The sequence below is a fragment of the Novosphingobium sp. genome (assembly GCF_036803765.1).
GTDB lineage: Bacteria > Pseudomonadota > Alphaproteobacteria > Sphingomonadales > Sphingomonadaceae > Novosphingobium.
Genome location: NZ_DAIRTS010000009.1, coordinates 37,842 through 61,563, shown reverse-complemented (window position 1 = coordinate 61,563; position 23,722 = coordinate 37,842). Strand labels below are relative to the sequence as shown.

The 23,722-nt window shown below is 64.0% G+C and carries 26 protein-coding genes; 21 read left to right on the top strand and 5 right to left on the bottom strand.

Annotated features, from left to right (window positions below; all coding sequences use genetic code 11):
• Window positions 1–46 precede the first annotated feature (46 nt).
• Window positions 47–4,339 (top strand): strawberry notch family protein, encoded by a 4,293-nt coding sequence (locus tag V7Q48_RS08155; RefSeq protein ID WP_333837432.1) that lies wholly within the window; start codon window positions 47–49, stop codon window positions 4,337–4,339.
• A 21-nt stretch (window positions 4,340–4,360) separates the two neighbouring features.
• On the opposite strand, the gene V7Q48_RS08150 is transcribed toward V7Q48_RS08155, so the two are convergent.
• Both V7Q48_RS08150 and V7Q48_RS08145 read right to left on the bottom strand, forming a co-directional pair.
• Window positions 4,361–4,654, bottom strand: coding sequence for a thermonuclease family protein (locus V7Q48_RS08150; RefSeq protein ID WP_333837431.1), 294 nt, complete (start codon window positions 4,652–4,654; stop codon window positions 4,361–4,363).
• Window positions 4,655–4,767: 113 nt separating this feature from the next.
• Window positions 4,768–5,289, bottom strand: a complete 522-nt coding sequence (locus tag V7Q48_RS08145; protein ID WP_333837430.1) for a MucR family transcriptional regulator — start codon at window positions 5,287–5,289, stop codon at window positions 4,768–4,770.
• A 32-nt stretch (window positions 5,290–5,321) separates the two neighbouring features.
• On the opposite strand from V7Q48_RS08145, the gene V7Q48_RS08140 reads away from it, so the two are divergent.
• From V7Q48_RS08140 to V7Q48_RS08085, 12 genes are all read left to right on the top strand, one after another.
• Complete coding sequence (locus V7Q48_RS08140; protein ID WP_333837429.1) at window positions 5,322–5,447, top strand: hypothetical protein; 126 nt, start codon at window positions 5,322–5,324, stop codon at window positions 5,445–5,447.
• 71 nt (window positions 5,448–5,518) lie between these two features.
• Complete coding sequence (locus V7Q48_RS08135; protein ID WP_333837428.1) at window positions 5,519–6,712, top strand: DUF932 domain-containing protein; 1,194 nt, start codon at window positions 5,519–5,521, stop codon at window positions 6,710–6,712.
• Between the two features lie 142 nt (window positions 6,713–6,854).
• Window positions 6,855–7,565 carry a hypothetical protein gene (locus tag V7Q48_RS08130; RefSeq protein WP_333837427.1) on the top strand — a complete coding sequence of 237 codons (711 nt, stop codon included), beginning with the start codon at window positions 6,855–6,857 and terminating at the stop codon, window positions 7,563–7,565.
• Window positions 7,566–7,665: 100 nt separating this feature from the next.
• Window positions 7,666–7,860 (top strand): hypothetical protein, encoded by a 195-nt coding sequence (locus V7Q48_RS08125; RefSeq protein ID WP_333837425.1) that lies wholly within the window; start codon window positions 7,666–7,668, stop codon window positions 7,858–7,860.
• A 94-nt stretch (window positions 7,861–7,954) separates the two neighbouring features.
• Complete coding sequence (locus V7Q48_RS08120; protein WP_333837424.1) at window positions 7,955–8,428, top strand: hypothetical protein; 474 nt, start codon at window positions 7,955–7,957, stop codon at window positions 8,426–8,428.
• Between the two features lie 11 nt (window positions 8,429–8,439).
• A complete protein-coding gene (locus V7Q48_RS08115) occupies window positions 8,440–8,970 on the top strand; it encodes a hypothetical protein (RefSeq protein WP_333837423.1) in 531 nt (176 codons plus the stop codon).
• Window positions 8,971–9,064: 94 nt separating this feature from the next.
• Entirely contained in the window at window positions 9,065–9,412 is a 348-nt protein-coding gene (locus V7Q48_RS08110; RefSeq protein WP_333837422.1) for a hypothetical protein, read from the top strand.
• Window positions 9,413–9,499: 87 nt separating this feature from the next.
• Entirely contained in the window at window positions 9,500–9,844 is a 345-nt protein-coding gene (locus tag V7Q48_RS08105; protein WP_333837421.1) for a DUF2958 domain-containing protein, read from the top strand.
• Window positions 9,845–9,951: 107 nt separating this feature from the next.
• Window positions 9,952–10,428, top strand: a complete 477-nt coding sequence (locus V7Q48_RS08100) for a hypothetical protein (protein WP_333837420.1) — start codon at window positions 9,952–9,954, stop codon at window positions 10,426–10,428.
• Window positions 10,429–10,728: 300 nt separating this feature from the next.
• On the top strand, window positions 10,729–10,965 hold the full coding sequence (locus V7Q48_RS08095; RefSeq protein WP_333837419.1) for a hypothetical protein: 237 nt from the start codon (window positions 10,729–10,731) through the stop codon (window positions 10,963–10,965).
• An 11-nt stretch (window positions 10,966–10,976) separates the two neighbouring features.
• Complete coding sequence (locus V7Q48_RS08090; RefSeq protein WP_333837418.1) at window positions 10,977–11,513, top strand: hypothetical protein; 537 nt, start codon at window positions 10,977–10,979, stop codon at window positions 11,511–11,513.
• 250 nt (window positions 11,514–11,763) lie between these two features.
• Window positions 11,764–12,267, top strand: coding sequence for a hypothetical protein (locus V7Q48_RS08085; protein WP_333837417.1), 504 nt, complete (start codon window positions 11,764–11,766; stop codon window positions 12,265–12,267).
• Between the two features lie 36 nt (window positions 12,268–12,303).
• Here the strand turns inward: V7Q48_RS08085 and V7Q48_RS08080 are convergent, their stop codons facing one another.
• Window positions 12,304–12,462, bottom strand: a complete 159-nt coding sequence (locus V7Q48_RS08080) for a hypothetical protein (protein WP_333837416.1) — start codon at window positions 12,460–12,462, stop codon at window positions 12,304–12,306.
• A 329-nt stretch (window positions 12,463–12,791) separates the two neighbouring features.
• Entirely contained in the window at window positions 12,792–13,187 is a 396-nt protein-coding gene (locus V7Q48_RS08075; protein ID WP_333837414.1) for a hypothetical protein, read from the bottom strand.
• Window positions 13,188–13,866: 679 nt separating this feature from the next.
• Here V7Q48_RS08075 and V7Q48_RS08070 point away from each other — a divergent pair.
• On the top strand, window positions 13,867–14,343 hold the full coding sequence (locus V7Q48_RS08070; protein ID WP_333837413.1) for a DUF736 domain-containing protein: 477 nt from the start codon (window positions 13,867–13,869) through the stop codon (window positions 14,341–14,343).
• 81 nt (window positions 14,344–14,424) lie between these two features.
• Window positions 14,425–15,447 (top strand): DUF2493 domain-containing protein, encoded by a 1,023-nt coding sequence (locus V7Q48_RS08065; RefSeq protein WP_333837412.1) that lies wholly within the window; start codon window positions 14,425–14,427, stop codon window positions 15,445–15,447.
• A gap of 178 nt (window positions 15,448–15,625) precedes the next feature.
• Here the strand turns inward: V7Q48_RS08065 and V7Q48_RS08060 are convergent, their stop codons facing one another.
• A complete protein-coding gene (locus V7Q48_RS08060; protein ID WP_333837411.1) occupies window positions 15,626–15,862 on the bottom strand; it encodes a hypothetical protein in 237 nt (78 codons plus the stop codon).
• Between the two features lie 432 nt (window positions 15,863–16,294).
• Between V7Q48_RS08060 and V7Q48_RS08055 the strand changes: the two genes are divergently transcribed.
• From V7Q48_RS08055 to V7Q48_RS08030, 6 genes are all read left to right on the top strand, one after another.
• On the top strand, window positions 16,295–16,594 hold the full coding sequence (locus V7Q48_RS08055; RefSeq protein WP_333837410.1) for a ribbon-helix-helix protein, CopG family: 300 nt from the start codon (window positions 16,295–16,297) through the stop codon (window positions 16,592–16,594).
• Window positions 16,591–18,669 carry a type IV secretion system DNA-binding domain-containing protein gene (locus V7Q48_RS08050; RefSeq protein WP_333837409.1) on the top strand — a complete coding sequence of 693 codons (2,079 nt, stop codon included), beginning with the start codon at window positions 16,591–16,593 and terminating at the stop codon, window positions 18,667–18,669. The genes V7Q48_RS08055 and V7Q48_RS08050 overlap by 4 nt, the downstream gene beginning before the upstream one ends.
• Window positions 18,666–21,644 (top strand): MobF family relaxase, encoded by a 2,979-nt coding sequence (gene mobF / locus V7Q48_RS08045; protein ID WP_333837408.1) that lies wholly within the window; start codon window positions 18,666–18,668, stop codon window positions 21,642–21,644. The genes V7Q48_RS08050 and mobF overlap by 4 nt, the downstream gene beginning before the upstream one ends.
• Before the next feature lie 8 nt (window positions 21,645–21,652).
• Complete coding sequence (locus tag V7Q48_RS08040) at window positions 21,653–22,255, top strand: restriction endonuclease (RefSeq protein ID WP_333837407.1); 603 nt, start codon at window positions 21,653–21,655, stop codon at window positions 22,253–22,255.
• Entirely contained in the window at window positions 22,252–22,755 is a 504-nt protein-coding gene (locus tag V7Q48_RS08035; RefSeq protein ID WP_333837406.1) for a lytic transglycosylase domain-containing protein, read from the top strand. Before V7Q48_RS08040 ends, V7Q48_RS08035 begins: the two co-directional genes overlap by 4 nt.
• Before the next feature lie 74 nt (window positions 22,756–22,829).
• Window positions 22,830–23,678: a hypothetical protein gene (locus V7Q48_RS08030; protein ID WP_333837405.1), complete on the top strand. Its 849-nt coding sequence runs from the start codon at window positions 22,830–22,832 to the stop codon at window positions 23,676–23,678.
• Window positions 23,679–23,722 lie beyond the last annotated feature (44 nt).

Here is a 23,722-nt window from a genome sequence, read left to right as displayed (position 1 = left end):
CTTCTGCGGACGGATGGCGCGCGCGTTGCTCCCGGAGATCACCATCATGACTATCCAGCTTGCCGCGGACCTCGACGTCCGCGCCGCCGATGCCGCGCGCAAAGCGGCGGGCCTTCATAGCGTTGCCTTTGCCATCGCCGATCATCTCGCTCGCGCGGGCACAGTATCGCGCCAGTATCTCGTCCGGCTGATGCGCGAGACCTTCGGGGCCGACGACGCCTCGGGCGCCTGGTCGATGCGCGACGCCTATGACGCGCTCGAAGCCGGGCAGGTGCTGTTCCTGCAGGGCCATGCGGCTTCGCCGCTCGCGCTATCCGAGCCGGCCGCGATCCTGCGCGCGCTCGCCGATCTCGAACGCGGCCTGCCGACCCAGACCTATCGGTCCGAGCATCAGGTCGATTTCCAGCAGTTCAGCACGCCTGCCGCGCTGGCCTGGCTCACTGCGCTCTGCGCGCGGGTGACGGCGTCGGATGTCGTGCTCGAACCCTCCGCCGGGACGGGCATGCTCACCATGCTCGCGGCGCGTGCGGGCGCGGTGCTGCATCTCAACGAACGCGATCCCCAGCGCGCCGATCTGCTGGCGCATGTCGCGGGCCAGCCGGTCACCCGCTATGACGGCGCGTCGATCGACGATTGGCTGCCGGCAAGCTTCGCGCCTGACGTCGTGCTCATCAATCCGCCCTTCTCGCGCAGCGAAGGCCGGGGCCGCGATCGCCATGCCGGTGCGCGCCATCTGCGCTCGGCGCTGCTGCGATTGCGCGAGGGCGGACGTTGCGTCGCGATCATGCCGTCGAGCTTCACCGCCGATGGCCCGGGCCGGACTGGCTATGCGGCGGTCCGCGAGGTCGTGCGCCCGCGCGCCGAGATCGACATCCTCGGCGACGTCTATGCCAAGCACGGCACCAGCGCGCGCATCCGGTTGCTGATCTTCGACAAGGGCTGGACGGGCGAGACCCTTCATTGTGTGGCCGAGACGCTGGCCGACGCCTTGCCGCACGTCCTGGCGCTGCCCGAGCGTCTCGGGCCACCGAGCCCGCCCGCGACGCCGGCGCCCGTCGTTCCGCCCAGGCCGGTCTGCACTCGCAGGCCGGCTCTTTCCATGTTCACCAAGGGGGCAGCGCCGCGCCTGCTTGCGCCGCCGGTGGTCGCGAGCGTCGATAGCGCCGCGAAGCCGGTTGACTTCGTCGTGCGCGACGCGCCGCTGCCGATCGGTGAGACGGCGGGCATCTTCGCGCCCTGGCGGCTCTCGCGTATCGAGATACCGGGTGCGGCCGAGCATCCCGACGATCTGGTCGAGACGCTTGCGATGGCCTCGGTCCTGCCGCCGGTGCCGGGCTACAGTCCCGCCTTGCCGCCGGGCAGCTTCGCGGCGCTGTCGAGCGCCCAGCTCGAGACCGTCCTGCTCGCGGGCAGCGCGTTCGCGCGCGATCTTCCCGGCCGTTACCTGCCCAATGAGGCCGGCGACCAGCTGTTCGAGAAGGAGGGCGGCCATGTCTATCGGCAAGGCTTCTTCGTCGGCGACGGCACCGGGGTCGGCAAGGGCCGCGAAGCCGCCGCCTGCCTCATGGACCAATGGTGCCGCGGCAATCGCCGCCATGTCTGGATCTCGCTCAACGGACCGCTTTTGGGCGATGCGAGACGGGACTGGGAAGCGCTCGGCGGCATTGCCGTCGATATCCAGCCGCTCGATGCGATCGGGCTCGGTCAGCCGATCACCCTGTCGGCGGGCATCCTGTTCCTCACCTACAGCACCTTGCGCTCGGTCCGCGACAAGGGACCCTCGCGCCTCGACCAGATCCTCGCCTGGCTCGGCGACGACTATGAAGGGCTGATCATCCTCGACGAATCCCATGCGCTCGCCAACGCCGCGCCGGCTGCCAGCGACTTCGGCGATGCCGTCGCCTCGCAGCAGGGGATCACCGGCCTGCGCCTCCAGAACGCCCTGCCGCGCGCTCGCATCCTCTATGTCTCGGCGACCGGCGCCACCACGCCCGCCAATCTCGGCTATGCGCAGCGGCTCGGCCTCTGGGGCGTGGGGACCGCGTTCGCCACCCGCGCCAATTTTACCGCCGCCATGGAGAAAGGCGGCATCGCCGCGATGGAAGTGGTGTCCCGCGATCTGAAAGCCACCGGCCTCTATACCGCCCGCTCGCTCTCCTATGCCGGCATCGAATATGAGCCGCTCGAACATAAGCTCACGCCGGCGCAAATCGCGATCTACGATGCCTATGCGGACGCGTGGCAGGTTGTGCATGCAGGGCTCGACGCGGTGCTCAAGGCGACCAACGTCGTCGACCGGGTCGGCGGCGACACGCTGAACGCCCAGGCCAAGGGCGCGGCGCTCTCCCGGTTCGAGAGCTCGCGCCAGCGCTTCTTCTCGGCGCTCCTGGTGGCGATGAAGATGCCGACGCTCCTGAAGGCGATTGAGGCTGAACTGGCGCAGGGCCATGTCGCGGTCGTGCAGCTGGTCTCGACCTCGGAAGCGATCCTCGAACGGCGGCTCGCGAGTATGTCGCCCGACGAACGCGCCAATTTGGACGTTGATCTCTCTCCGCGCGACGTCCTTGTCCGCTATTTGACCGACGCATTCCCCGTCCGGCAGATGGAGGTGTTCAAGGACAATAGCGGCGAGGTCCGCTCGCGGCCCGCCAGTGATGCCGACGGCAATCCCGTACTCAGCCAGGAAGCGGTCCGTGCCCGCGACGCGCTGATCGAGAAGCTCTGCGCGATGCCGCCGGTCGCGACTGCGCTCGATGAGCTGATCCGCCACTTCGGCACTGACCGGGTGGCCGAGGTCACCGGCCGCTCGCGCCGCATCGTCACCGACCGTTCGGGACGCCAGAAGATCGAACGGCTCAGCCCGATGGCCCGGATCGCCGACACCAATGCCTTCCAGAATGGCGACAAGGAGGTGCTGGTGTTCTCCGGCGCAGGCGGCACCGGGCGCTCCTATCATTCCGACCGGGGATGCAAGAGCGCCGGGCGGCGGCGTGTCCATTTTCTGCTCGAACCGGGCTGGCGCGCCTCGGCCGCGATCCAGGGGCTCGGCCGCACGCACCGCACCAACCAGATGACCCCGCCGATCTTCCGGCCCGTCACCACCGACTGCAAGGGCGAGCGCCGGTTCATCAGCACCATCGCCCGGCGGCTTGACGCCTTGGGGGCATTGACGCGCGGCCAGCGGCAGGCCGGCAGCCAGAACCTGTTCGACCCGGCCGACAATCTGGAGAGCGATTATGCCAGGGACGCGCTCCATCAATGGTATCATCTGCTCCACGCCGGGAAGCTCGCCAGCACCACGCTCGAGGCGTTCGAGGCGATGACCGCGCTCAAGCTGACCCAGGGCGACACCGGCGAACTGCTGGAGAAACTGCCGCCGATTCAGCGCTGGCTCAATCGCCTGCTGGCGCTGCGGATCGCGACGCAGAACGCGATCTTCGAGGAGTTCTTCGCGCTGATCCAGGCGCGCATCGATGCGGCGCGCGAGGCGGGCACGCTCGATCTTGGCGTCGAGACGATCCTCGCGCGCAAGGTCGACCTGCTCTCCGACATCATCATTCACCGCGATGATGTGTCGGGCGCGGAAACCCGGCTTCAGAAGCTCCAGCTTCATCTCAGGCGCAACGTCACCGCCTTCGAGCGGCTGATGAACCTGTGGGGCGAGACCGACGACATCGCGTTCTTGCGCAACAGCCGCTCTGGCCGGGTCGCCCTGCGCGTGCCCTCCTGGTCGACGATGGACGAGCACGGCCAGCCGATCGCGATGTGCCAGCTCGTCCGGCCCACGGGCCAGGATCGCACCCGGTTCGAAAGCCTCGCCCGCAGCTTCTGGCAACGGATCGACAGGCAAGTGTTCGAGCGGCTCTGGCGCGAGGAAGCTGAACAGGCGCGCGAACAGGTCGAGATCGAGACCGTCCATATCGCCACCGGCCTGCTGCTGCCGGTCTGGAACAAGCTGCCCGAGGACGATGTGCGCGTCTGGCGGATCGTCGACGAGGCCAGCGGCCAGACGCGGCTCGGCCGCATCATCTCCGCCGAAATGCTCTCCGAGACCGCCGCCAGCTTCAATGTCGCCGACGCAGTGAAGCTCTCGCCCGCCGACATCATCGCGGCCGCGAGCGGGATCGAAGGCGCGCCGATCGACGCCTTGCCTGGCGCACGGCTTTGCCGGGTGCGCGTCAACGGCCAGCAGCGGCTCGAAATCCGGGACTATCCCTATGAGCGGCTCGACTGGCTGAAATCGCTCGGCGCGTTCACCGAGATCATCAGCTTCCGCACCCGGCTGTTCCTGCCGCCGGACAAGGCCGAAACCATGCTGGAGTGCATATCGGCACTGTGACAGGCGACCGGCAAGTGCGGCTTAGCGGCCGCCCTCCGTTCCACCACGCCGGCGCAGTTCCTCGCCCACAGCCCGGCTGTCTCGCGTGCAAGTGGCGACAATGCGGTCGTAGCTGCGCCGGCCGGCCGTGCAGACCAGCCATCGGCCCATCACCAACTGGCGCAGCCGCGCCTTCGCCGGTTGGCCGCCGCGTTCATTCAATTCCGGAGCATTGAAATCCGCCAGGCGGACCTCGATCCAGCGATCCGGTTTCCCCTTCGGGCCGATGCAAAGGCTGTCGCCGTCGCCGACATAGCGCACCACGCCGCTGAACACGGTGCCGCGCGCCGGAAGCGGTGCGGTACAGGGATCCGCGTGCGCGACTGATGGGAATGCCGCGAGGGCTATTGCGATCAGCGCCGATCGAACGGACGCTCGACGGCTGGGTCTCACGCGGGCTGCGGCACCTCGCCGGCTTTCTTGCGCGGTCGGCGAACGGTGGGCGCCTTCGTGGGCTTTGCGGCTTTTGCAGGATTTGCGGCTGGGGCCGGCTCAGGCATTATCGCCGCCGCCTTGCGTCCGAGGCCGATCTTATGTGCCAGTGCGCGGCGCTTCTCCGCATAGCTAGGCGCAACCATTGGATAGTCGGAAGGGAGATTCCACTTCGCGCGATAGTCTTCAGGGGTCAGCTGATAATGCGTCATCAGGTGGCGCTTGAGCATCTTGAGCTTTTTGCCGTCTTCCAGGCAGACGATATAGTCGGGCTTCACCGACGACCGGATCGAAACCGCCGGTTCGGGACGGACTTCGACCGGCGCCTGCGGGGCACCGAGGCCGCTCAGCGCGCCGTGAATATTCTGGATCAGCAAGGCAACATCGCCAACCGCCACGCTGTTGTTGCTGACATGGGCGGCAACAATGTCGGCGGTCAAAGTAACCAGTGTCGCTTGCCTGTCTGTTGCCTCAGTCATTGTTGAATCCTTCTCGAAACAGGGAAGCGCCAGTGAGCCTGTCGCTATCGCTGTTCATCGGCGATGTGAAGCTGAACTTGCTTCTCACCCCGCCTGAGATGCTGCTGGATTCAGCAGCAATTCGGATCGGCCCGGTCTGGAGGGAAGGAAGAAGGTGAGTGGTGGGTTCGTGCTCGGCAAATGGGGCAGAGCACGGAGTCCCGATCCTCACCAGACAGGAGTTATCCCGATGGCAACGCTTGCCCAGGCTTCCGCTTCCCCCGCCACGGGAAGCTACCGCGTCGATGTCTCGCGCGGCAAATCCAACAGCCGCGTTTCGTCCGAATGGTTCAACCGTCCCGACGACGAACGCTTCCTCTCGCTCGGCGACCTCTACGACAGCGTTCATCGCCGCGCGGATCGCGCGCACACCCAGATCGTCGAAAGCCGCTCGATCCGGGTCGAGGCCAGCCGCGACGAGCCCGAACGGCTTGCCCTCATGCTGCCGGGCAACGACCGCCCGATTGCTCCCACCAACTGGTCTTTCGGCCAGGCGTGCAGCCTTGTCGGGGCGCCCGCATCCTATCTGCGCAATCTCCCGGCCGCGCTCGCCGGCATCAATCTCCAGCACGGACTGCTCCATCATCGCGGGGAACAGGTGAAACTGCTCCAGACCGACGACGGACGCACCGAACTGCGCGCGATCACCGGACCCGACTATGGCCGTATCTGGGATCATGAACTGGTCTCGGCGGTCATGCGCTTCGCCGGCAACGGCACCGGGGACACACGCTGGAAAGTGCCCGGCGTGCTCGACTGGGCGACGCATCAATACAATCCCTATGTCGATGTCACCAAGGAAACGACCACGCTCTATGCGTCGGATAGGGATGTGTTCCTGTTCCTCGTCGACGACACCCATCCGATCGAGGCCGGCAAGCTCCCCAACGGCGATCCCGATCTCTTCTTTCGTGGATTTTATTGCTGGAACAGCGAGGTCGGAGCGAAAACACTTGGAATCGCTACATTTTATCTCCGTGCAGTTTGCGCGAACAGGATTTTGTGGGGCGTCGAGCATTTCGAGGAGATCAAGATCCGGCATTCCAAGTTCGCCGCCGGACGCTTCGCCCAGCAGGCCGAACCCGCACTAGCCCACTATGCCGATGCCTCGCCGCGCAATTTCATCGACGGCATCCGGTCCGCGCGTGAGCGCGTCATCGCCCGGACCGACGAGGACCGCACTGACTTTCTGCGCAAGCGCGGCTTCTCGAAATCTGAGACCACGAAGATCATCGAGACCGTGCTGAGCGAGGAAGGCAAGCCGCCCGAGAGCGTCTTCGATTTCGTGAGCGGGATCACCGCGCTCGCTAGGACCAAGACCCAGCAGGACGGCCGGCTCGAACTCGAAGGCAAGGCCCGCCAACTCCTGGAGCAGGTTCGCTGACCGGCCGACGCACAAAGCGTCGATAGGCGCGGCTTCGACCGGCAAGCGCTACATTCCTCGGACCTGCGGGTCCGACCCCATCATGAAATCCATGTAGACCCGGCCATCGCGCCGGGTTTCGTGCATCTGAAGGACTTGATCCATGCACAGCGAACCCATTTCGGCGGCTGCTTCGACCGCCCCTCTCTACAGCCAGGTCGCGTTCGATGACCGCGGCAACTTTCACTATCAGGGCGATCTCCAACAGCCGCGCGAAAGCCTTGCGTCAATTGTCGCCCGTATCGAAGCGCATCTTCGCACCTGCTTTCCCGACGCGCGCTTTGCCATTCTCACGCAGAGCTTCTCCGGCGGTCGCAAGATCATCGCGGAGGTTCTCGATGCGCCCGAGGACCTGACCGGCCGGGACGCCCAAAACGCCTTCATCGTCACGGTCAAGGATCAGATCGAGCGCTTCGGCTTCACCCGCTCGAACATCTATCAGGACTCGCACCACTGCGCCTTCTTCTGCGAGGTCCGCATAGGCCAACCCTATTGGTCCGCGCTGGCTGAACGGCGCGGATCAGGCAGCACGGTCGCGAGCATTGTATCGCTTGCCGCGTTCAAGAAGCGGGTGAAGCCGGGCGACCAGTTGAAACTCATCAGCGCACCGGGTTGGCATCGCGCCATCGGAACCACGCGGACCATCGAGGCCGTTCGGTCGAAAGATATCGTCCTTGAGGGATCGAGCTATCTCACCCTCCCGCGTGCGGCGCAGTTCGCCTGTGACGGCACGCTCGTGCGGATCGCGATCGGCACCGAGGACCGGCCAGACGCTCATCTTTTGTACCAATGGATACCCGCCAAAGCAGCCTGAAGCCTGCTGTTCCGCTTCCAGCGTGACCGGCCGGGCGCGCCGGATACTTGCCCCGCGACCGCGGGCCATTCCCGGTCATATTCCACCAAGGAGTGATATGATGAAAATTGACGAGATCGACACGGCATCGCCGGAGCAGCTTGCTCCGATCCTGCATGCCGCTCTCCAGCGTTTGGGGCAACTCGGACGCACAGGCGCCGTCGCGCTCGCGGTGCTCGTTGGCGACGATGACGCAGACTTCGACGAGGCATCGGGCTGGATCGAAGACATCGCCTCCGGGGGGCTGCGCGGCTGAAGCCAGAAAGCATCCATCGACGGGAGAAGCCCGGCCATCGCGCCGGGCTTCTCATAGGCGCGCCCGCGCCAATCATATCCCGAAAGGAATAGCTATGACCGCCTCAGCCGCGCGCTATCGCGTGCTTGAGCAGATCTACGACCTGCTATCGAATTATCTCGTCGACGAATGCCCGGACGATGAGCATTGGGAAAACTTCGACCCTGAAATCGATGACCTCCGCACCGTGGCAAGCGACCTGCTGGGCGCCGAGGCGGTGTCGCTGGCGGCAGCTCCAACCGAGCCGACGATCTTCTCCGTCGAGATCGAGTTCCTCAGCGGCCAAGAGCGCTTCGCCTCGGAAACCTACCGCGTCGAGGCCTATGACTGGAGCCAGGCAAAGCGGCTCGCCTTCGATCTGGCATCCGGCAGCGCCTACAATGACGAGGAACGCATACCGGATCTTGCCCGTCGCGCGATCGACCGGACAATCTTGGAGCTAGCCCAGCCATGCGATGAGGCTGTCCAGTCGGAGGCCTCGACCCGTCCCGATCCGGACGCCCACGCCGCACGCGCTGTCTCGTCATGAAAACGCAGCCAATGACCACGGGCCTGCGGGTCACCTTGTCCCGGACCGAGTTGGACACGCTCCTGACCCTGCTGCGACACAGCGCGGCGCATCCATCGGGCGATCGGCCGTGGCTTCTGTCCGGCCGGCAGGCGACTCTGGCTCCCACGATCGTCGACCAGCTTGAAAAGGGACTGGTATCGCTCCGCTGGAAACAGGCCGAAGCGCAATCGAGGCGTGAAGCTCCACGGCGCGAGGCCGAGCGCCGCGCGGCCCGCGAACATCATGCGTCGATCGACGGCTATACTGTCTGGGGCATGTTGGGTGATTGGGTCGATATGTCCGATGATCCCGACCGCCACCAATGGGCCGATCTGTTTCACCCGGACACCGTCCTGAGGGCGCAGGCTGAAATCAGACGTGGCGTATGGCGGATCTTTATCAGCAAGGGCCGGATCAGCTCCGAGGATTCCGTCGTCCTGCCCGGTGACTGCACCCTGACGGCGAACCGCGACGAGATTGCGGTACTGGCTCGTCGGATCATTTCCTCGCACGCGCCATGAGGAATCGCCGAACACCGCCGTCCCGCAGCGTGGAGGGAAGGTGGTGGTGAAGGGCGTGCGGCGGGATGTCCGTCGCCCGACCGGAGACTTGTCCATGCCAAACACTGTCCACCTGCCGCTGCATGCCGCGCTTGCGGTGCCCGAGCACCTCGCTGCCCGCGTCATCGCCCTTACGGCAGCCGAATATGAGGCCGCGACGATCCTGGCCTTCGACCCTGAGGCCAATATCTCTCCCGCCGCGCTGCAATCGGCACAGTCCTGCGAGGACCACGCCCTGTACGGTCTTGCAGCCAGCCACTTCGACGATGCCACATGGCGCCGGCTCGCCCGCGCCTGCGTCAGCGATGCCGATCGTTACGATGACGCTCAATGTCTCGCGGTCTTCCTCGCCGAGCGCTCCGCCCCATCCATCGACAGCGCCGCGATGATCCAGGCCAGCTGATGGAGGGAAGGAGGTCGGGGACGGTGAGGCGCGATGGCCGTTATCGGCCGCATCGGCGCCTCGCTTTCTCTTACGACGAGGTAACTCATGGAACTCATTACCGCCGAAATCCGCGGCGCGCTTCTCGCCAACGGCCGACGCGCCGCCCAAGGCGAAGATATCGACCCCTTGCCGGTCGTGAAGCTGTTCACGCCCGACGCCAACGCGACTTGGCTTCTCACCGAGGTGGATGTCGAAGATCCGGACATGCTGTTCGGCTTATGTGATCTTGGCGTCGGCAGCCCGGAACTTGGCTGCGTTTCGCTCGCCGAGCTTCAGCATATCCGCGGCGTCACCGGCATGTCGATCGAACGCGACCTCTGGTTCGAACCCAAGCAGTCGCTCAGCGCATATGCCCGCGAAGCCGTCGCCGCCGGCTATATCTCGGCCTGAGCGTCCACGCCGCAAGATCATTTTCCAACCCGAGCCGTTGGGCTGGCCGCATCGCGTGCCGGCCCTCGTGCCCGTGGGAGCGCCGACAATAACCAAGGGCAGATGCCATGCACATCGAACTGCGCAATATCGAATATAGCGAGGCTCTTTCGATCGCTTCCACCGCTTACGCCGCGGAGGTCTGGATCGACGGCGAACTTGCCTTTCGCGCCCGTAACAGCGGCACTGGCGGCGCCGACTTCATCACTCGGCAAGGTCGCCGGACAGAAGACGAGGTGAGCGCCTGGCTCAAGGCGACCCGGCTGCGACCCGTCAGCGACGGCGTCCGCATCGATCATGATCTGGAATGGGAAATCGGCCTGCTGCTGAACCGGGCATTGGAACATCGGCGTCTGATCGAGCTGATGCAGACCCATCTGGTGACGATCGAGCATGGGCAAATCTATCAGTATCCGTTCGGTCGTTACGCCCGCGCCAACGTGCGCCTAGCCGTGCTGCGTGCCAATCCCGACGCCATCATACTGAACGACGCGGGTGAAGCTGCCTTGCACATGGCCCTCGACATCCTGACGGCCGATCATTGAGCCGACCGGGCCATCGCCGAGGTCGCCCGGAAGTTTGGTCAGCCCACCAATCTCGCCACCCTCGATTCAGGGAGCATCTCATGTCCCGCAACTCGCCCCTACGGGGAAGGCTCGCTTCGTTCGAGCACGCCTATGCCGTCGCCGTCCAGAGGCGCCGGGAAACCGGCCGCTATCAGCTCGTGGTTCGGACGAACAATCCGACACAACCCTTCCGTGTCACGAGCACCTCTCCCGAACCCGATGAAAATCTTCTGCTCCAGGTCGCGTGAAAATCGACCGCTCAAAGAAAGGATCACCACGATGTCGGCGAACGCTACGAACAAGGCAATGGTCCGTCCTGTCTGCCGGCACTGCGGAAGCAGCGAAATCGTCCGTGATGCCAGCGCCCGGTGGGATGTCACTGCGCAGGACTGGTCACTCACCGGCGTCTACGACTGCACATTCTGCGACAACTGCAACGGTGAAGGCGACAGTTTGGCCGAATGGATTGAAGCAGAGGGCACTAGCCCTGCCAATGTTCATCGTGACCACGCCTGAGGAGAATATCCATGGCCAATCGTGTTTCAGCGTCGATCGAATTGGGCGGATCGCTCACTACGACCGACTATATCGAATTGTCGGAGATCATTGCCAGTGAAGGCCTGTCAATTGAATGGGACGGCGAACCCTTCGAACCTGATCATCGCGTTGCCGGTGCGCGGCTCAGTCTCTACGCGCATGAGGTCGCGTGGGGGCGGTTCGAAAAGCTCGAGACATGGTGTGTTGAAAAGCGCCTGGTCTTCGCCAGATGGTCCGGCACCTATGCCGGCGAATGGGGAGCCGAACGTGTCGTGTTTACGGGCGATGGCGCACCTGCATCATTCGCAGCGGATGAAGACGACACTGTCGTGATCAACCGTGGCACGGTCGAAAAGCTCGCATCGCTGGACGCAATCATCGCATACTTCGATGCGGCTGACGTTCGAGTTCCGCCACTGGTAGTCGAGGGGGACCCGAGCGAGGCACCTTCAGCGCAAATCAGCAATCCAACATCCCCTCCAAAGTCCGCGTATCCGTCCCGCATAAGTGCATGTTGGATCGGGTGAGGACAGGCCGATAGGAAAGGGCACGTCCAGCGCCGCAAGGGTGACCCCGAACGCTGAATGCGCTGGAGTCCAGCAGTAGTCCAACAGGTCCGTCAATCGCCGGCATCGCTCAAGCGCCTTTTGGCGGGAGGGGGAGGATGGATGAAGGCGGCGGTCTTCAGAGGAAGCCTGCGGATCGCGAGATGCCGCTCAATCCAGCAGCAGTTTCGATTGATCGTCACATGCTGCTTCCAGCATCAGGATCTTCATCATGCGTCTCACAGATGACCTCGCCGCCCGCAGACGGCTCTATACCTTTCCATTACCGACGGCGCCGGTGGTGGTGTTGATCGACATTCCCCGCCACTATGCCAGCGAGTCTCTTCCGCTCGGCCGATTTTATCCCATCATCGTCGAGACGGCGGAAGAGTTCGTCGAACTCGAAACTTTTCTGACAGCCGAACGGTCTGAGCCCGTCCCACCCGACCTGCTTGCGCGGCGTCCGAGCCACCTGGCCGTAACCTGCATCACCTTCTTCCAGTATTGCCCATCGGAACCCGGTTGGCCCTGGCTGCTGCTTTGCCATTGGCCCAAGACCTATACGCAACAGGTCGAGGAAGATGGCGAGATGCTGGCCCGCGATGCCTACACGATCGAGATGTTCAAGGGGCAGTCGCAACTCCTGGCGGCGACCGCTCAGTTTGCTCGAATCCTCGGTTCAGAGGTCCGTATTCAAACCGTCCCCACCGAGGGCGTCGCCGCGGGCTACGCCTAACTGCCTCGCCAATGGTCCCGGACAGAAGCCGGTGAGTTAGACCGGACGGTGCTTCGCGTCCTCACGTTCCCGCGCAAGATCGAGAGCGTGGGACAGACGCATGGCAACCACGCCGTCATCGGGGTCAACGAGGAGGTCCAGTGCCTCCTCCATCAACGCAATGGCCCTTGTCAGACCATCAGGTTCCTGATTCATGATCGTGCCCTTCCTCAAATCGCTCAGCCGGCTGGCACCCTCTACCAGAGAGGGTGCCGGCCCCTGAGCCGGACGATCGAAAACGCGACGATAGACGCGTGCCTGAACCTTTAGCTGCGAACAGCCTGGACATGCGCACAGGCCATCCGGCCGCGAAAAGCCATGCAGCCAGCTCTATCGTTCAGAGTTTCGACACTCCGGCCCGCCACCGGCAGGCCGCGCTCCTATAGGCAGAACCCGGTTTGCTGCCAAGCAAACCGGGTTCTGGAATTCTGATTATCAAGCGGGCGCGCCCGGACCCGCTATTGAGGCACCCCAAATGAGGTCGATCAGCTCGATGCCAGACGCGCGGATTGCACGGGACGGAACATCTCCGCCCGGCTCTTCATCAGATCGGTGAGCCAGCAAAGATGCGACGCAGCGTCCGGGAGAGGGAGTTCGGCAACCGTATCGAACAGCGCCCGCTGGTAGGGAGAGCCCCGATCGAGAATGTCGGTAAGCCCCAGCCGGGCGGGACTCTCCTCATCGACGATCTGCGCATTAGCCTCTCGCGCGGCGTCGAGAAACGCCTCTGCAAGCTCTTGCGCCTCGTAATAGCCGCCGTCGAGACCTTCGGACCGCGCAACATGCGCCAGCTTGCGGCGCACGAACACGATCTCAGGGTCACCTGTTGCGTCATCGAGCGGCAGGTTGAAGTCGAAATCAGCGAGATATTGTTCGATCATAATGCACCCATGCTTTCGGTGTACATCAGAACATTTTGCGAACAAAATTACAAGCAGACAATCGCGCCGGTTGTCCTGGACAGGCGCAATTCGTGGTTGCCCATGGTCTCTCGCACCCGTTGGCGAACTCCTCACCAGAAGCGCATGCGGCCACCTTGGTGCGGGGCGCGGCGAGGACGCCGCACCCCGCAATCACCGTCGAACCAAGTCGTTCATCGCATCCAGAGCCGCCTTTCGCAGGGTCTCGGCGTGACGGAACCGGACCGATGGCGCAAGGGCTGCCTCCGGGCAAGAAGTTCTAGGAGATAAGAGGCCTGTCGACGGAATTACTTGATCCAAAGGTGTCGACAGGCCTCTTATCTCCTAGAACTTCTAAAGCCCGCAGCGCGACGTCCCTTGCGCCATCGGTCCGGTCCCGCCCCTTGAGCCCCGGCGAAAGGCGGCTCCGGATGCGATGAACGACGCGCCAAGGCTCGTTCTCCGATGATCAGGCAGGAATGCCTCCGGCATGCTTTTCTTGATTGAGGGCCGCTATCGCGTCCTTTTTTGTGGCTCAGGCTCACCAGACACGATGAAATCGTGTCAAGAAAACAATCACATAGATGGAATGGAGCGGAGGAAGTATAAAGAAAGTGCGGAAGGGAAAGGCCCGGAAGCAAGACATGAAGGAGTATAGGACATGAATATCGGTGAGTTTAACTTGAAGAATGGCCGCCTTCTCGGCTGGATTGCCACGCACACGATTGATCTTCCCCGCTTGGGGTTGCGTTCGGTCGAAAGCGAAAACGACCAAGCCCCGGTTTACGAAATCCTCGCGCAGAACGTCAGCAACCGCTGGGTTCAGATCGGGGCGCTTTGGGAAGCTACCTCGAACAAGACCGGCGAAATTTTCCTTCAGGGGAATATTGACGATCCATCAATGCCGGAACCGCTCCCCATCGCGTTGTTCGGCACGCGCGAAGAAGGCTTCAATGTCGCATGGCGCAGGCCCAAGCGGCGGGACGACTTCGCGCCTGTTACGCGCTCGAATGGTGACAGCTACCGCGACGAACGCCCCCGCAGCGCGGGCGGCATGGGGGAAAGCACCGCCGATGACAGCGGGGAGTATGTCGGGCCGGACGCCACCCAGAAGCTGGACGACGAAATCCCGTTCTAACCCAAGCCAACGACGGGCCGGGGGAGCGCTGGAACGCTTCCCCGGACCCTGACCGATGCAAGATCAATGGAGTAAGCACCCATGAACAAGACCACGGCTAAGCGCAGGATTAGCAGCTTTACGGACCTGCCGGAACTCTACGCGGAGATGACCGCAACGGACGCCTTTGAAGCCTCGTTCGGCGATCCCTTGCCCCTGACCATCATCGAACCCGGCGAGGATGCGGGCGAACATTACATGCCCGACCCGCTCGCGGCACAGGCGGAATGTGGCGGCATCATCGCATCCATGTTCGACCTGTTGACCGACACCCGGCTTGACCCGCTCGCCCCGGAAATCGCTTGGGGCTTCGTCAACAGCTTTCACTTCACCGCCGGAAAACTGGAACGGGCCGAAGACCGCCTGGCCGACACTATCCGCGACATGACGCGGCGGCTCGACCCCGGCGAAGTGTTCAACAAGGAGCTTGAAGACAAGCAGCTTGAATGCCAGTCGCTTGCCGAACAGCGCGCCGCAGTCGAAGCCATGCGCGACTATGCCGCCGCCATGTATCAGGCATGTTCGGGCCGCGCATGGACGCCAACGAAAGGCTCCAAAGCCTCCCACATCACGACCGCCAGCCAGATCAGCGCGCTAGACTTCTTGCGCGCCCGTGCCGAAAAGCGCCGCGACCGATACGAGCCGCAAGGTCCGGTTGTCGTCGTGTCCGGGCCGACCGACTGGCACGACTGGGAAATCATCTGGAACCGGCTGGACGTCATCCATGCCCGTATCCCGCACATGGCGCTTGTCACCACCGGCCAGCGCACCGGAGTAGATGCCTCCGCCGCCTCTTGGGCAGCCCGCAACGGCGTGTTCTGCATCAGCTTCGACCTGCAAGGACGCGGGAAAGGGAAGAAGCGCGCATTCGACCGCAACCGGGACATTCTGGACTTGCTGCCAATCGAGGCGATCCTTTGCGAAGGCTCCGGCATCCAGAACCATCTATACGAACTGTTCAACCCCAAGTCGGGCGGACGGCGCGTGCCCACGCATGTCATCATGCGCGCCAGCCAGAAGGCAGCAACGCCCTTGCCCAAAACCCGCAGGCGCTTCGCCGCCTGACCCATCGGGCAAACTGCCAGCACATGGCCGATGCGGCTTCGCGCCGCATCGGCTTTTTTTGTGCAACAGGCCGCCGCCGCACCTGACGGCGCGGTGGCAATGATCCCAAGAAAAGGGGAAGCGCACAGGCCGCGCGATCCCTCGATCAGAGGAATGACCTGCCCCACGGCATCCCCGGTCAGGACTTGGGAAGCGCCGCCTTGAGCGCGGCTATCGCGGTCGGCCCGTCCAACTTGACCAGCAGCCCGACCGCCTCGCGAAACTCGCGTTCCCCGATCGACTCCACCGGCAGCGCCGTGACGATCGCGCCATAGCGTTCCCGAACGCGCCACCGCGTCGTTTCCATTTCCTCAGCCAGCTTGCGGCTCTTCTCGGCCAGATCGGCGAGCCGCTCCCTATCGGACATTTTCGGCATGACAGCTTTCCTCATTCACTGCCGGTCCGTCCGCCGTCCGCCTTGTCGCATGACAGGCCGCGTGTCGCAATCGCCAGAGCGTCGGCAAGAGAGCCGCCCGCGCCGTCATTTGGTGACGCAGCGACGCCGTCGCAGCGGGGCGAGGGACGCACGCCGCTTCGGCGTTTGTAATGCACCCTACGCACGGGTGCTTCAGGCAGAAAATCGTATATAAACAAAGCCTTGTTCTGGCAGACGTGTCAGCCAGCAGGCATTGTCCCTGGCTGACACGTCTGCCGGCTCAGCGTTATGCAGAGAAAATGCCCAGCATTTCCGCCCCTTTCCATCGGCAGACGCGTCTGCCACCTGCGATTTTCTTGTGATTTCCAAGCCCTTGGGCTATAAGGACCGCGCTTCAAGACCGTCCAGGCGAAGCTCCATCGGAGCACCGCCTTGGCCAGAGTCACAATTCGTATCGACGACGCCCTCCATCTCCGGCTTCAACGCCGGGCGCGCAGCGTTGGCGTCAGCGTCGCCGAACTCCTTCGTCCCGCCATCGACCAGGCCGCCGATCCTCGAAGCGGCTATGTCTATACCACCCAGGACGAGATCCTGTCCGGCGTCATCCAGACGCTCGCCATCGTCGCTGCTTCGATCCGGCGGCGATCCCCGGAAACACTCGAAGAGGGAATGGCCGACGCCAAGCAGATGCTCAACGATCGCGGCCTGCTCCCACCGGAGGAACGGCCATGAGCATCTTCCGCAACGACACGCTGGGATCATGGACACGGGGCGGTCAGGCCATCGTTCACAATGTCCGAATGACGACACAGGTCTTCATCCAGACCATGCTCGCCGGGCTGGCCATCTGGGCGCTGGGAACGGCGTGGTATGCGTTCGAGAAGTCGACCGACTACCATCGCTTCGTGCTTGTCAAATTGGTCGAGGCGACCTTCAAGGAAGATGCCGCGCCGGGGACACATGATCCCATCCGTTTCCGTACCCCGGAGGGGAAAGAATACTGGACCTCGGCCGACCGCCTTCTCGAGTCCCCCATTGCCAAACAGGCTCTCAGGAAGCTCGAAAAGGATCTCATTCACGGGGCCGCAATCGCCGGCGGCGGAGCGATCCTCGCGCTCATCTGGGCATGGTTCTACTTCACCCGCACGGGTCGGGGCCTGGGCTCCAACGAGTATATCCGCGGCGCCCGCTTCGGGACCACCGCGCAAGTCCGCCGCGCGCTCTGGCGGCAGAAGAAAGGAAGTTTTGCGATAGGCGGCGTCGCCATGCCCGACGCCTTCGAGCCGGAGCATATTCTGATCTGCGGCGCCCCCGGAACGGGGAAGACCAACCTCATCACCACGATGCTCGAGGGCATCCGCAAAAGCGGCAAGCGCGCCATCGTCTATGACACCGCCGGGAGCTTCGTCGAGAAGTTCTACCGCGAGGGACATGATGTCCTCCTGAACCCTCTCGACCAGCGCACCGACATCTGGTCGCCCTGGGTCGATGTGCCGCGGGACTATCACTACGACCAGATCGCGGAATCGACGATCCCCGACAAACATGGCGATCCCTTCTGGTCGAAGTCGGCCCGCGGCACATTGGTCGCTGTCTTGCGCAAACTGGCCCGGCAGCAGCACACCCTGATTTCGGTATTGCTCGAGCGCGTGCTCCGCTCTCCGGTCGCCGATCTCGCGGCCTTCGTCAAAGGCACCGACGCAGCCGCCTTCATCTCTTCGGAGGGGGAGCGGACCTCGGCGGGCATCCAGGCCGAGCTTGCCTCGGTGATGCGCAGCTTCTCCTATCTCGACGACACCACCGACGGCTTCTCGATCCGCAACTGGGTCGAGAATGAGGAAGACGATAGCTGGCTGTTCATCACCGTGAAGGCGGATCAGCTCCCGTCGCTGCGTCCGCTTATCACCGTCTGGCTCGACATCGCGATCAGCGCGATCATGAGCCTCGCGCCCAATCGTGATCGCCGCCTCTACTGCGTCATCGACGAGTTGCCGACGCTCCAGAAGCTGCCGTCGCTCTCAGACTTTCTCGCCCGTGCCAGGAAATATGGCGGGTGCGGCATCCTGGGTTTCCAGAGCTACCCGCAACTCGAAGCCACCTACGGCATTCAGGACGCCGCCGCGATCACCGGCTACTGCTCGACCTGGATCGCGCTGCGCGCCAACGACACCGCCACCGCGAAACATGTCAGCGAGAATCTCGGCCAGGTTGAGCAGGTCGAAGCCAATGAGGGCATGTCCTACGGCGTCAACGACATGCGCGATGGCGTGAACCTGTCGCGCATGCAGGTCACCCGCCCGCTGGTGATGCACACGGAGGTGACAAACCTGCCGAACCTTTCCGGCTATCTGCGCTTCGGGCGCAATCTGCCGGTCCTTCGTTTTACCGATCGCTTCAACCCAATCGCCACTATCTGCCCCGCCTTCGTGGAGCGTGTGACGCCCCCCAACAGGTTGCCGGTCGGCGGTGCGATCATCGGCCAGATGCGGGCGACCGCACAGGCGCGCGCCGCCGCTGCAAGGGACGCAGGCAACCGCCCACCTGATACGTCGCCCGTGCCTCCGCCCCAGCCGGATTTGTTCGACGAGGACATCGACCCGTCCGATGCGACGGGTCATGAAACCCCATCCCAGGTGCCGTCCGATGACAGCAGGGCAACGCCCGGCGAGCCGGCCTCCGAACCGCCCACGCCAGATGATCCGGCCGGGCCTGTCACCTTCCTGGGGGCAGCGCGCGGCCGGATGAACGTGCCCCTGGAGGCGCATGCCAGATCCGATGGCCCCCGTGACCGGGCGAGGCCGGCATGATCCATCCCCGCCGCCTCAAGGGCACGCCCACCAATCTCGCGCGCTACTACACGATCGGCGATTATTATTCGAAAGGCAGCGACGAACACAGCGAATGGGGCGGCAAGCTCGCCGCCGAACTGGGGCTCGAGGGTAAGGTCGATCCCGTCCGGTTCGAGGAACTCCTGTCAGGCAAGGTCGGGGATCAGCAACTCGGCCGCCGCCGCAAGGAGGGCATCCAGCACCATCCGGGCTGGGACTTCGCGGTCAACGCCCCCAAGTCGGTCTCGATCATGGCGCTTGTGCATGGCGATGAGCGGATCATCGCCGCCCACGAACGAGCGGTGGGCGTTGCCCTCTCCTATCTTGAGGAGAACGCCGAACTGCGCCGCCGGGTCGAGGGCGAGGTCGTCCACGAGACCACCGGCCGGCTGCTGTTCGCGCGGTTCACCGAACATAGCAGCCGGGAACTGGACCCCCATCTTCATACCCATGTCGTCGTCATGAACATGACGAATGCGGCCGACGGCGAAAAGATCGTCAGCCTCGAAACCCGCGCCATGTTCACCGAGCAGATGGTCGCGGGCCAGGTCTATCGCAACGACCTGGCCTATTCCCTGCGGGAGATCGGGTACGAGGTCGAGTTCGATCCCAGGCGCGGCCTGTTCGAGATCAGGGGCGTCCCCGAAGCGATGGTGCGCGACATGTCGCAGCGCGCCGAACAGATCGAGGCGCACGCCAGGGAACATGGACATGTGGGGCAAGCCCAGCGCGCGAAATCCTTCTACGCCACGCGCCGGGCAAAGGAGAAGGTCGGATTGGACGATCTCCAGGACCGTTGGACCGTCCGCGCACGTCCCTGGCAGGCAGAGATCGACCGTGTCTCCGAACAGGCGCGTGAAAAGGGCGAGCAAACGATCCTCCCGGATCCCCGAACCGCCGCCCGCGCGGTGCTGTTTGGTATCCGTCAGACCGAGACGCATGAAGCGGTCAACAATCTTGGTCGCTATTATCGCACGGCGCTCGCCTCCCATGTCGGTGAAGTCCGGCTTGGCGAGGTCCGTCCCCTGATCGCGGAGCAGGAAGCCAGGATTAAGCTCCTCCGCACGATCCGGCAGACGGGCGACCAAACGCTTTTGAAGGGCAGGACCAGCCTGCGTACGGTTAGGCTGGAACTGGCGCTGTCAGAACATTTGTCCCTCGCCATGGGGGATGCCGCGCCCGCGGCCACCCCGGAGCGCCTGGCGGAAGCGGCGCGCGCAGCCGGGCTCACCGAGGCGCAGAGCACCGCGCTGAACGGGATCGCGCTGGGAACGGACCGGCTGGTAGGTATCCAGGGCGTCGCGGGGTCCGGCAAGTCGACCCTGGTCGGCGCGCTGGTGCAAGCGGTTCGGCCAGGCCGGGAGGTCATTGCGCTAGCGCCGACATCGTCGGCGGCGGCCGACCTTGGCGCCAAGGCCGGTATCGAATCCCGAACGGTCGCGGACCTGCTTGCAACCGGTGGCCGCGACATCACCGATCGCCATATTCTCGTTCTCGACGAAGCCGGACAGCTCGGCAACCGCCAGGCGATGCGGATGCTTGAGATCAGCCGCCATACCGGTGCGCTGCTGATTCTCATCGGCGACACCAAGCAGACGGGCGCGATCGAACAAGGAAAGGCCTTCTGGCTTCTGCAGAAGCTCGGGATGCCAACCAACCTGCTCACCGAGTCAAGGCGTCAGGAAACGGACGCCATGAAGGATGCCGTCTCGCTGGCGCGCAAGGGAGACTACGGCGCCTCGCTCGGCGCGCTCGATCGCGTCACCACGGCGGCGACCAGCGAGGATCTGGCGAAGGATATGGTCGCGGCCTGGACCCGGCTCAAACCGTCAGGGCGTGCCGCCACCAATATCCTCGTGCTCGACAATGCCACCCGCCTCATCGTCAACAGCCAGATCCGTGAAGTTCTCAAACGCGAGGGCGCAATCGCCGCCGAGGACCGGCGGCTGGAAGTGCTGACGCCCGCCGGCATGTCGGATCAGGAGAAGCATTTCGCGCGCTTCTATTCGGGCGGACAGGTTGTCATGTTCAGCCGGGACAATGCCGGCCTCGGGATCGCCCGCGATACCGAATACCGCGTCGTCGGCACCGGCCGAGACAGCAAGGGCCGACAGGTCGTCCGCCTGATCGATCAGAACGGACGCACCATCGCGTGGAATCCACGTCTCGGCAAAGCCGGCCAGGTCAACGTGTTCATGGCCGAGAAGCGCGATCTTGCCGAGGGCGACCGCATTCAGTGGCGCCTGGTCAACAAGGATCTCGGCCTCAAGAACGCCGAGCGCGGAACCGTCGAAAAGCTCGAGGGCACGATGGCGACGGTCCGATGGGATCGCGACAAGCGGGTGGAGACCGTCGATCTCGGCATCCACAAGACCTGGGACCATGGTTACGCGGAGACCGTCTATTCCGCGCAGTCCAAAACCTATGCCCGCGTCTATGTGCTGGCGCCTGTCGAGTCCGGGCTCGTCAACGGCCAGAACTACTACACCGCGATTACCCGCGCTCAATATGGCGTGAAGCTCTGGACCGAGAGCCAGGAGCGGCTCGCCGCGAAACTGGCCTCGCGCTCCGGCGAAAAGACGTCGTCGATCGAGGGGCTCGGACGCCTGCGCACGGACAGTCATCGCGTGCGCGGGGCTCGCCACAAGGATCGTCTCGATGACGCGCGGCGAAGCAACGCCGAGGTACGAGACGCTCGACACCTGGACCGCGAAGAGCGCGAACGGCAGGCCCGCGAACGCGCCAACCGCGACCCGCGCGGTATCGGCGAGATCCTTGCCAATCGCGCCCATGAAGGTGCGACCGCGCTCGACCGCTTCCTGCGCGGGACCCTCACGCGCGGCCACAACGAGGGCGCGGGTCGCACCGAAACGCCCGAACGCGCTGATCCCGCACCCCACACCCCGCAGCCTCAACCCGACCATGGCCATGACCATGGCGGGCATGACCGATAGGAACGCCCATGACGCCGCCGTTATCGATCCTCCTGATCGTCGCTTTCCTTTTCCTGATCTACCGCCACTATCGCGTGCCGATCCGGCATCGCTGGCGCCGACGACAGGCCAGGGAGATGCTCGCGCAATTTAGTGGACGCGACCGTCATCAGCCCGCCGTCCTCCACTTTTCCCGCCTGCGCGCGATGGATGCCCTCGCATTCGAGGAACTGCTGCTCGAAGCGTTCGAGCGCCGAGGCTTCCGGATCATCCGAAATCATCGGTATAGCGGCGACGGCGGCATCGACGGGCAAGTGGTGATCGCCGGCCGCACCTGGCTCATACAGGCGAAACGATATGCCGGCGCCATTCGGCCGGAGCACGTCCGCGACTTCACAGCGCTCTGTTCGCGACACGACCAGCCCGGTCTGTTCATTCACACGGGCCGCACCGGTGGACAGAGCCGGGAAGTGCTTGCGGGTCTGGCGGACATCGAAATCATCTCGGGGCAGCGACTGCTTGCCCTCCTGACCGGTGCCCCATTTGCCGTCCCGAGCCGGATGAGCAACTCGCCATCGCAGCTCGGCAAAGCCGATCCGTCGCGCCCGCAAGACCGAGGGTGGTCGTCATGAACGGCCGCGCCCCTGGCCGCCCACTCTCGCTGCTGCTTTATGCCGCGATGGCGTTCGCGGTCGTGCCCGCCGATGCGGCTGCCAAGTCATCGAAGGAGGATGACCTTCGCATTGCTCGCTGTATCAAGGCGGCCGCACGCGGCCGGCCATGGCTCGAGCAGACGCTATGGGGCCTGCGCGATCAGGAAGCGGGCTGGCTGGGCGCCGAGATCACCAACAGCAACGGCACCCATGATCTTGGACCATTACAGATCAATAGCTGGTGGGTGCCGCGCTTTGCCCGGATGCTCGGCCGGGAAGAACGGCACATCCGCCACTGGCTGCGCTACGATCTGTGTTTCAATGCTGAGGCCGCCCGCTGGATATTCCTCGCGGCATTGGAGCAGACCGGTGACTATTGGAAAGCCGTCGGCGTCTATCATAGTCCGACACCCTGGCGGCAGCGACGCTATGCCCTGCTGGTCGCGGGACATATGCGCGAGCGATTTGATCGACGGTAAGGAACAGGCTCGACATAATTGAGATGTACGCCCGGCGATGTCACACCACTTCAATCGCGCCAGAGAAGAAACCGATGACCGACCGCTTCCTCTTCCGATTCAGCCCGGAGGACGACTTTCCCCCCTTTCCCGATGAAGCAGCGCAGCGCCACAGCCATGATCTTGCCTCCTTACTGTCCATCCTGATCGAGGCTGCGCGATGCAACGTCATCGATGCGCCAGGCAAGGCGCCGGATGATCCCTCGATCGTCGATGAGTTTGGTCGGCTGGTCGGGGCGGCCCACGGCTTCGAGGTCGCGCCTGATGTTCCCCTCATCGACCATCTCTGGACCCATGGTGAGCCGTTTCGACGTGGCGAGGTGGCCGAGCGGCTGCGGGATAGTAGCAAGCATTCGGCCATGTCTGTCGATGGCTTCCTGGCGCTCTACGGAACCGACGTGGAGAGCCCGATACTATACGGCCCCAATATGATGCCCTTTCGGGTCAGTCAGGCGATCGAGATGCCATCAGGCATCCCTGGCCCATTCCTTGTTCTGGTCGGATGCCGATTAGCGCCTGACGGACGCGCTGAGGCCCCATTCGCATACGCCCAGCCCATCTTTCATGGTCGCCGGTTCATGCCGGTGGCGTCCGAGCTGGAACGCGACGTTCTCCGGGCGCTTGAGCAGCTTCAGGTGGCGCTCGACGCGCAGGGAGCGGATTGCAGGATCGAGCGCGTCATCGGGAAACCCGCCCGCCGAGATGCCCCGACCATCGAATTGACCATTTCCCGGCAAGACAGCGTCATCCGCACAGTGCGGTTCGCGGTACAGGCCGATGAGATCATGACGCCACCCTCCCATGAAATTGGTTTTATCGTGACCCCAGCGACATGGGCGGATGGCGGCTTTGTCACCTGGCTGGAACACGCGATCCTGCAATAGCGCACCAACTCCTCATCTGGACAACTTGTGCAGATTATCTATAT